The organism is Aequorivita todarodis (assembly GCF_028561335.1).
Lineage (GTDB): Bacteria > Bacteroidota > Bacteroidia > Flavobacteriales > Flavobacteriaceae > Aequorivita > Aequorivita todarodis.
The window spans coordinates 1-666 of record NZ_JAQQTG010000022.1 but is presented as its reverse complement, the minus strand read 5'-3'; the positions used below and the strand labels follow the sequence as shown (position 1 = coordinate 666).

The window sequence follows — 666 nt, the reverse complement described above, 5'->3', positions numbered from 1 at the left end:
GATGGTGGCCTCACTTATCGAAAAATATGGTGCGGGTTCATCCCGATAGCTATCGGGACCCGCCATCAGTACAGAATCCCCATTGTTGAAAGACATTGGGGATTTTTTATTTTTAGTGTATGGCAACGGTTTACATCTTATATTCCAAATCGACCGATGGCTATTATACAGGTAGCTGTTTGGATTTCACGGAACGTTTTCAAAGGCATTTGGACAAAACCTATTTCGATTCCTATACGAGAAAGGCTTCGGACTGGACTTTATATTTAGCAATAAATGGTTTGGGCTATCAACAGGCACGGAAAATAGAAAAGCACATCAAGTCCATGAAAAGCCGAAGATATATTGAGAACTTGAAAAAGTATCCTGAGATGGTGGCCTCACTTATCGAAAAATATGGTGCGGGTTCATCCCGATAGCTATCGGGACCCGCCATCAGTACAGAATCCCCATTGTTGAAAGACATTGGGGATTTTTCTTTAGGTATCCGATCAGCTTACATCTTTTTCTTTTAGGACACTTTTAAAATTCCGACTATAAAAAAAAGAAGCCGTCTCAAAACCTGGGGCGGCTTTTTCTATTAAAAAGCTTGCTTAAAAATTGGTTATTTTTTATCTTTAAGTACTGACAATCAAAGATATGAATACCAATTTTCAATCCTACAAC

General features: G+C 38.9%; 1 protein-coding gene. It reads left to right on the top strand.

The window, feature by feature from the left end; translation table 11 throughout:
- The first annotated feature begins 119 nt into the window (after positions 1-119).
- Entirely contained in the window at positions 120-419 is a 300-nt protein-coding gene (locus POV26_RS10490) for a GIY-YIG nuclease family protein (RefSeq protein ID WP_272856429.1), read from the top strand.
- The last annotated feature ends 247 nt before the right edge of the window (positions 420-666 follow it).

Excerpts from the sequence above, each read along its gene's own strand:
- POV26_RS10490 (WP_272856429.1), top strand. The coding sequence starts at position 120 with ATGGCAACGGTTTACATCTTATATTCCAAATCGACCGATGGCTATTAT.